A 7,500-nucleotide genomic window follows, 5' to 3' on the forward strand; every position below is an offset into this window, starting at 1 on the left:
TTGGAAAATATCTCTGATTTATGGAATAGTGCCTTAAAAGAATTAGAAAAAAAGGTAAGCAAGCCAAGTTATGAAACCTGGTTAAAATCAACAACTGCTCATAACTTGAAAAAAGATGTATTAACGATTACAGCTCCAAATGAATTCGCTCGTGACTGGCTAGAATCTCATTATTCGGAACTAATCTCCGAAACACTTTATGATTTAACAGGGGCAAAACTAGCTATTCGTTTTATCATTCCCCAAAGTCAGGCAGAAGAGGATATAGATCTCCCTTCTGTTAAGCAAAAACACGCACATGATGAGTCTAATCACTTACCACAGAGTATGTTAAACCCAAAATATACATTTGATACATTTGTTATTGGCTCTGGTAATCGTTTTGCACATGCTGCTTCTTTAGCTGTAGCTGAGGCACCAGCTAAAGCCTATAATCCGCTCTTTATTTACGGGGGCGTTGGACTTGGAAAAACACATTTAATGCACGCAATTGGGCATTATGTAATTGAACACAACCCGAATGCAAAAGTTGTATATTTATCATCTGAAAAATTTACAAATGAATTTATTAACTCAATTCGTGATAATAAAGCTGTCGATTTTCGTAATAAATATCGTAATGTAGATGTCTTATTGATAGATGATATTCAATTTCTTGCTGGAAAAGAACAAACGCAGGAAGAGTTTTTCCATACATTTAATGCGTTACATGAAGAAAGTAAACAAATTGTGATTTCAAGCGATAGACCACCAAAAGAAATCCCAACTTTAGAAGATCGCCTTCGTTCTCGCTTTGAATGGGGGTTAATTACGGACATTACGCCACCAGATTTAGAAACTAGAATCGCAATTTTACGTAAAAAAGCAAAAGCAGAAGGTCTTGATATACCAAATGAAGTTATGCTTTATATCGCAAATCAAATCGATTCAAATATTCGTGAACTAGAGGGTGCACTTATTCGAGTTGTAGCTTATTCATCTTTAATTAATAAAGATATGAATGCTGATTTAGCGGCTGAAGCGCTTAAAAATATTATTCCAAACTCTATACCTAGAATTATTTCTATTTCTGATATTCAAAAGGCTGTTGGAGGCGTCTATCAGGTAAAGTTAGAAGATTTCAAAGCAAAAAAACGGACAAAATCCGTTGCATTCCCTCGCCAAATTGCGATGTATTTATCACGTGAACTTACGGACTCATCTTTGCCAAAAATAGGTGAAGAATTTGGTGGCCGCGATCATACAACAGTAATCCATGCTCACGAAAAAATTTCGAAGCTATTAAAAACGGATACTCAATTACAAAAACACGTTGAAGAAATTAAGGATATTTTAAAATAGTAGTAGCTGAATAGTGTGAATAACTTAGCTTATTTTACGCACAGTCTATCCACATGTAGATAGACTGTTTTTACATCTTTAAACAGGGTTATCCACATATCCACAAGCCCTATTACTATTACTACTACTTTTTTATCTTTATTAAATAAATAAAATCTTATACTTACCGGAGGTTTTTCGTTATGCGTTTTACAATACAAAAAGACTATCTTGTAAGAAGTGTACAAGATGTAATGAAGGCAGTTTCTTCTCGTACAACAATTCCAATTCTTACAGGAATTAAAGTTGTAGCAACTGAAGAAGGAGTTACTTTAACAGGTAGTGATGCAGACATCTCTATCGAATCATTTATCCCAGTCGAAGATGCTGGAAAAGAAATTGTGGAAATTGAACAATCAGGAAGTATTATTTTACAAGCAAAGTATTTTAGTGAGATCGTAAAAAAATTACCTAAAGAAACTGTCGAAATTTCTGTGGAAAATCATTTTATGACAAAAATAAAATCTGGAAAATCAGAGTTCAACTTAAATGGTTTAGATGCTGCTGAATATCCGTTATTACCACAAATCGAAGAACATCATGTATTTAAGATTCCAACAGATTTACTAAAACACATGATTCGTCAAACAGTATTTGCAGTTTCAAGTTCTGAAACAAGACCGATCTTGACAGGTGTAAACTGGAAGGTATATAACAGCGAGCTAACTTGCATTGCAACAGATAGTCACAGGCTAGCACTTCGTAAAGCAAAAATCGAAGGGTATAATATTGCCGATGAATTTCAAGCGAATGTCGTTATTCCTGGTAAGAGCTTAAGTGAATTAAGTAAAATTCTAGATGAATCTGAAGAAATGGTAGATATCGTTATTACGGAGTATCAAGTATTATTCCGTACAAAACATTTATTATTCTTCTCAAGATTATTAGAAGGAAATTATCCAGATACAACGCGTTTAATTCCAGCTGAAAGTAAAACTGATATATTTGTAAATACAAAAGAATTTTTACAAGCGATTGATCGTGCGTCGCTATTAGCAAGAGATGGTCGTAACAACGTTGTTAAATTATCAACATTAGAACAACAGATGTTAGAGATTTCTTCGAATGCACCAGAAATCGGGAAAGTAGTAGAAGAGGTTCAATGTGAAAATGTAGATGGAGAAGAATTAAAAATATCTTTTAGTGCAAAATATATGATGGACGCATTAAAAGCTTTAGATAGTACAGAAATTAAAGTTAGTTTTACTGGAGCGATGAGACCGTTTTTAATTCGCACAGTAAATGATAATTCTATTATCCAGTTAATTTTACCAGTCCGTACTTACTAAGTAAGGATTAAGGGTTGCTAGTGTAAAGGTACTAGTGACCCTTATTTGATTTGTAGGGTATTACTTTCCTAATGCTAGTTTATTTAGTACAATGAAAGAATGAACACTTTCAGAAAGTGAGCGATTTTATGAAACTTATTAAGATTTCAACAGAATACATTACACTAGGACAATTTTTAAAGTTAGCTGATGTAATTGATACAGGTGGCGCTGTGAAATGGTTCTTACAAGAATATGAAGTATATGTGAATCAAGAACTTGAAAATAGAAGAGGCCGAAAGTTATATGCAAATGATGTTGTTGAAATTCCGGGAAGCGGAACTTTCCAAGTTCAGGCATAAAGGGGGATCCCTTTGTTTATTACAGAGATACAATTAAAAAACTATCGCAATTATGAGCATTTAGAGCTTTCCTTTGAGGATAAAGTCAATGTAATTATTGGTGAAAATGCGCAAGGGAAAACGAATCTGATGGAAGCTATTTATGTATTGGCGATGGCGAAATCCCATAGAACTTCGAACGATCGTGAACTCATTCGTTGGGATGAGGATTATGGTAATATAAAAGGTAGATTACAAAGGCGAAATAGTTCATTATCCTTAGAATTAAATATTTCAAAAAAAGGTAAAAAGGCAAAGTTAAATCAGTTAGAACAACAAAAATTGAGCCAGTATATTGGTGAAATGAATGTTGTTATGTTTGCCCCAGAAGATTTAAATCTTGTAAAAGGAAGCCCCCAAGTACGAAGACGCTTTTTGGATATGGAACTTGGACAAATAGCTCCGGTCTATTTGTATGAATTAAGTCAATATCAAAAGGTACTCACGCAACGAAATCATTTACTTAAGAAGATGCAAGGGAATAGTAAAAATGAGGAAACGATGTTGGATGTATTTACACTTCAACTTATTGAGCATGGTGCAAAAATTTTGCGAAAACGTTTTGAGTTTTTGCATTTACTACAAGAATGGGCTGCTCCAATTCACCGCGGGATTAGCAGGGGATTAGAGGAGTTAGAAATTGTTTATAAACCAAGTGTAGATGTATCAGAATCAATGGATTTGTCGAAAATAAAAGAAGTATACTATGAAAGTTTTCAATCTGTGAAACAACGTGAAATTTTTCGTGGTACAACTTTACTAGGTCCTCATCGTGATGATTTACACTTCTTCGTTAATAGTAAAAATGTTCAAGTCTTTGGTTCACAAGGACAACAACGAACAACCGCACTATCCCTAAAATTGGCTGAAATTGAATTGATATACTCAGAGGTTAAGGAATATCCAATCCTTTTACTAGATGATGTGTTATCAGAATTAGATGATTATCGCCAATCGCATCTGCTAAATACAATTCAAGGAAAAGTACAAACCTTTGTGACGACGACGAGTGTCGACGGAATTGAACACGAAACATTGAAAGAAGCGAAAACAATTCATGTAACGAACGGCACGGTAGATTGTGAAATAGACAGGAAATAATTTCTGTTTAAATGGAAAAGTAGGTGATCTTTGTGTCAATGGAACAAAAGCAAATGCAGGAAAATGCATATGATGAAAGTCAGATCCAGGTGTTAGAAGGACTGGAAGCGGTTCGTAAGCGTCCTGGTATGTATATCGGTTCTACAAGTGGAAAAGGTCTTCATCACCTCGTATGGGAAATAGTTGATAACAGTATTGACGAAGCTTTAGCGGGATATTGTGATGAAATTAATGTCAGTATTGAAGAAGATAATAGTATTGTTGTAACAGATGATGGTCGTGGTATCCCAGTTGGTATTCAAGAGAAAATGGGACGTCCCGCTGTAGAAGTTATTATGACAGTACTCCATGCCGGTGGTAAATTTGGCGGTGGCGGTTATAAAGTCTCCGGTGGTTTGCATGGAGTAGGTGCATCTGTTGTAAATGCTTTATCAATAGAATTAGAGGTATTTGTACATCGAGATGGAAAAATACACTATCAAAAATATGAACGTGGGATCCCAGCTGCGGATTTAAAAGTAATAGGTGAAACTGATCGTACAGGAACGATCACGCGCTTTAAGCCAGATGCAGAAATTTTTACAGAGACGACAGAATACGAATTTGATACATTAGCTACTCGTATGCGTGAGTTGGCGTTTTTAAATCGTAATATTAAATTAACAATTGAAGATAAGCGTGAACATAAGCAAAAGAAAGAATTCCATTATGAAGGTGGAATTAAATCATATGTTGAACATTTAAATCGTTCAAAACAACCGATTCATGAAGAACCTGTATATGTTGACGGTTCAAAAGATGGGATTCAGGTTGAGGTTGCTCTTCAATATAACGAAGGCTATACAAATCATATTTATTCATTTACGAATAATATTCATACGTATGAAGGCGGTACACATGAGGTAGGTTTTAAGACTGCTCTAACACGTGTAATTAACGATTATGGTCGTAAAAATAATATTTTAAAAGATGCGGATAGTAATTTAACTGGTGAAGATGTTCGTGAAGGTTTAACAGCAATCGTGTCAATTAAGCATCCAAATCCACAATTTGAAGGACAAACAAAGACGAAACTTGGAAATAGTGAAGCGAGAACGATTACAGAGTCTGTATTCTCAGAGGCGTTTGAAAAGTTCTTACTAGAAAATCCCAATGTTGCACGTAAAATTATAGATAAAGGGACTATGGCAGCGCGTGCACGTGTAGCGGCTAAAAAGGCGCGTGAACTAACGCGCCGAAAGAGTGCTCTAGAAGTTTCAAGTTTACCAGGGAAGCTAGCTGATTGTTCTTCTAAAGATCCAGCAATTAGCGAAATTTATATCGTGGAGGGTGACTCTGCGGGCGGATCTGCAAAACAAGGACGCGATCGTCATTTCCAAGCGATTTTACCACTGAAGGGTAAAATTATTAACGTTGAAAAGGCACGTTTAGATAAGATTTTATCAAATGATGAAGTTCGTACAATTATTACAGCAATAGGTACAAATATTGGTGGGGATTTTGATATTGAAAAAGCTCGATATCATAAAGTTATTATTATGACAGATGCCGATGTTGATGGTGCGCATATTCGTACCCTATTATTAACGTTCTTCTATCGTTATATGCGTCAAATCATTGAGTGTGGTTATATATATATCGCACAGCCACCGTTGTTTAAAGTACAACAAGGTAAAAAAATTCAATATGCTTATAACAATAAAGAACTTGAAAAAATACTAGCTGAATTACCAGCTCAACCTAAGCCTGGGATTCAGCGTTATAAAGGTCTAGGGGAAATGAATCCAACTCAGCTGTGGGAGACGACAATGGACCCAGAAGTACGTTCGTTACTTCAAGTTTCCCTTCAAGATGCAATTGAAGCGGATGAAACATTTGAAATTTTAATGGGTGATAAAGTAGAGCCGCGTCGTAACTTTATCCAAGAAAATGCAAAATACGTGAAAAACCTTGATATTTAAGTGAGTAATGACAGGAATCTAAGTATTCCTGTCTTCTACATATAAATCAATGTATGTGTAACGGAAATGTAAGAGGAGGTGCTCGTTGATGTCAGACAATCAACAACAAGCACGAATTCGAGAAATTAATATTAGTCATGAAATGCGTACCTCATTTTTAGATTACGCAATGAGTGTTATCGTGTCTCGTGCATTACCAGATGTTCGTGATGGATTAAAACCAGTTCATCGTAGGGTTTTATATGCGATGAATGATTTAGGAATTACAGCTGATAAAGCATATAAGAAGTCGGCGCGTATTGTCGGTGAAGTAATTGGTAAGTATCACCCGCACGGTGATGCAGCTGTTTATGAAACAATGGTACGTATGGCGCAAGATTTTAGTCAACGTTACATGCTTGTTGATGGACATGGTAATTTCGGTTCTGTTGATGGAGATTCAGCGGCGGCGATGCGTTATACAGAAGCAAGAATGTCTAAGATTTCTATGGAATTAATACGCGATATTACAAAGAATACAATTGATTATCAAGATAACTACGATGGTTCTGAAAGAGAACCAGTTGTATTACCAGCGCGTTTCCCTAACTTATTAGTCAATGGTACGACGGGTATTGCGGTTGGTATGGCAACAAACATTCCACCGCATCAACTTGGAGAAGTAATTGATGGTGTGTTGGCATTAAGTCATAACCCTGATATCACTATCGCGGAATTAATGGAATATATTCCTGGACCAGACTTCCCAACATCAGGTTTAATCTTAGGGCGAAGTGGAATTCGAAGAGCTTACGAGACAGGCCGTGGTTCTATTATAATTCGTGCTAAAGTTGAAATTGAAGAGAGAGCCAACGGTAAACAATCTATTATTGTAACTGAGCTACCTTATCAAGTTAACAAGGCACGTTTAATTGAAAAAATTGCAGAATTAGTTCGTGATAAGAAAATTGAAGGTATTACAGATTTACGTGATGAATCGGATCGAAATGGTATGCGCATTGTTATGGAAGTACGTCGCGATGCAAATGCAAATGTACTATTAAATAATCTTTATAAACATACAGCACTTCAAACGAGTTTCGGTATTAACATGTTGTCTCTTGTAAATGGAGAGCCACAAGTTCTAAATTTAAAACAAAATTTATATTATTATTTAGAGCACCAGAAGGTCGTGATCCGCAGACGTACTGCCTATGAGTTAGAGAAAGCAGAAGCGCGCGCTCATATTTTAGAAGGATTACGAATCGCTTTAGATCATCTTGATGAAGTCATTACGTTAATCCGTAGTTCAAAAACAGCTGATATTGCAAAACAAGGTTTAATGGAACGTTTCGGCTTAAGTGAGAAACAAGCACAGGCAATTTTAGATATGCGTCTGCAACGCTTAAC

At 35.7% G+C, this 7,500-nt stretch carries 6 protein-coding genes (1 of these 6 only partly in view); all 6 read left to right on the forward strand.

Annotated elements, in window-relative coordinates; translation table 11 throughout:
• Complete coding sequence (gene dnaA / locus MHI07_RS00005) at positions 1 to 1,341, forward strand: chromosomal replication initiator protein DnaA (RefSeq protein ID WP_002144554.1); 1,341 nt, start codon at positions 1 to 3, stop codon at positions 1,339 to 1,341.
• Between the two features lie 182 nt (positions 1,342 to 1,523).
• Positions 1,524 to 2,669 (forward strand): DNA polymerase III subunit beta, encoded by a 1,146-nt coding sequence (dnaN, locus tag MHI07_RS00010; RefSeq protein ID WP_002068698.1) that lies wholly within the window; start codon positions 1,524 to 1,526, stop codon positions 2,667 to 2,669.
• A 128-nt stretch (positions 2,670 to 2,797) separates the two neighbouring features.
• Positions 2,798 to 3,010, forward strand: a complete 213-nt coding sequence (yaaA, locus tag MHI07_RS00015) for a S4 domain-containing protein YaaA (RefSeq protein ID WP_002159661.1) — start codon at positions 2,798 to 2,800, stop codon at positions 3,008 to 3,010.
• Positions 3,011 to 3,022: 12 nt separating this feature from the next.
• Positions 3,023 to 4,150 carry a DNA replication/repair protein RecF gene (gene recF, locus MHI07_RS00020; RefSeq protein ID WP_016106803.1) on the forward strand — a complete coding sequence of 376 codons (1,128 nt, stop codon included), beginning with the start codon at positions 3,023 to 3,025 and terminating at the stop codon, positions 4,148 to 4,150.
• Between the two features lie 38 nt (positions 4,151 to 4,188).
• Complete coding sequence (gene gyrB / locus MHI07_RS00025) at positions 4,189 to 6,111, forward strand: DNA topoisomerase (ATP-hydrolyzing) subunit B (RefSeq protein WP_033710559.1); 1,923 nt, start codon at positions 4,189 to 4,191, stop codon at positions 6,109 to 6,111.
• Between the two features lie 88 nt (positions 6,112 to 6,199).
• Positions 6,200 to 7,500, forward strand: the 5' portion of a protein-coding gene (gene gyrA, locus MHI07_RS00030) for a DNA gyrase subunit A (protein ID WP_016106804.1). The gene runs 1,171 nt beyond the window's last position; 1,301 of the gene's 2,472 nt are visible here — the first part of the coding sequence; it begins with the start codon at positions 6,200 to 6,202; its stop codon lies off the right edge, out of view.

It is taken from the genome of Bacillus sp. FSL H8-0545, assembly GCF_038006105.1.
Classification (GTDB): domain Bacteria; phylum Bacillota; class Bacilli; order Bacillales; family Bacillaceae_G; genus Bacillus_A; species Bacillus_A cereus_U.

Excerpts from the sequence above, each read along its gene's own strand:
- dnaN (WP_002068698.1), top strand. The coding sequence starts at position 1,524 with ATGCGTTTTACAATACAAAAAGACTATCTTGTAAGAAGTGTACAAGAT.
- yaaA (WP_002159661.1), top strand. The coding sequence starts at position 2,798 with ATGAAACTTATTAAGATTTCAACAGAATACATTACACTAGGACAATTT.
- gyrB (WP_033710559.1), top strand. The coding sequence starts at position 4,189 with ATGGAACAAAAGCAAATGCAGGAAAATGCATATGATGAAAGTCAGATC.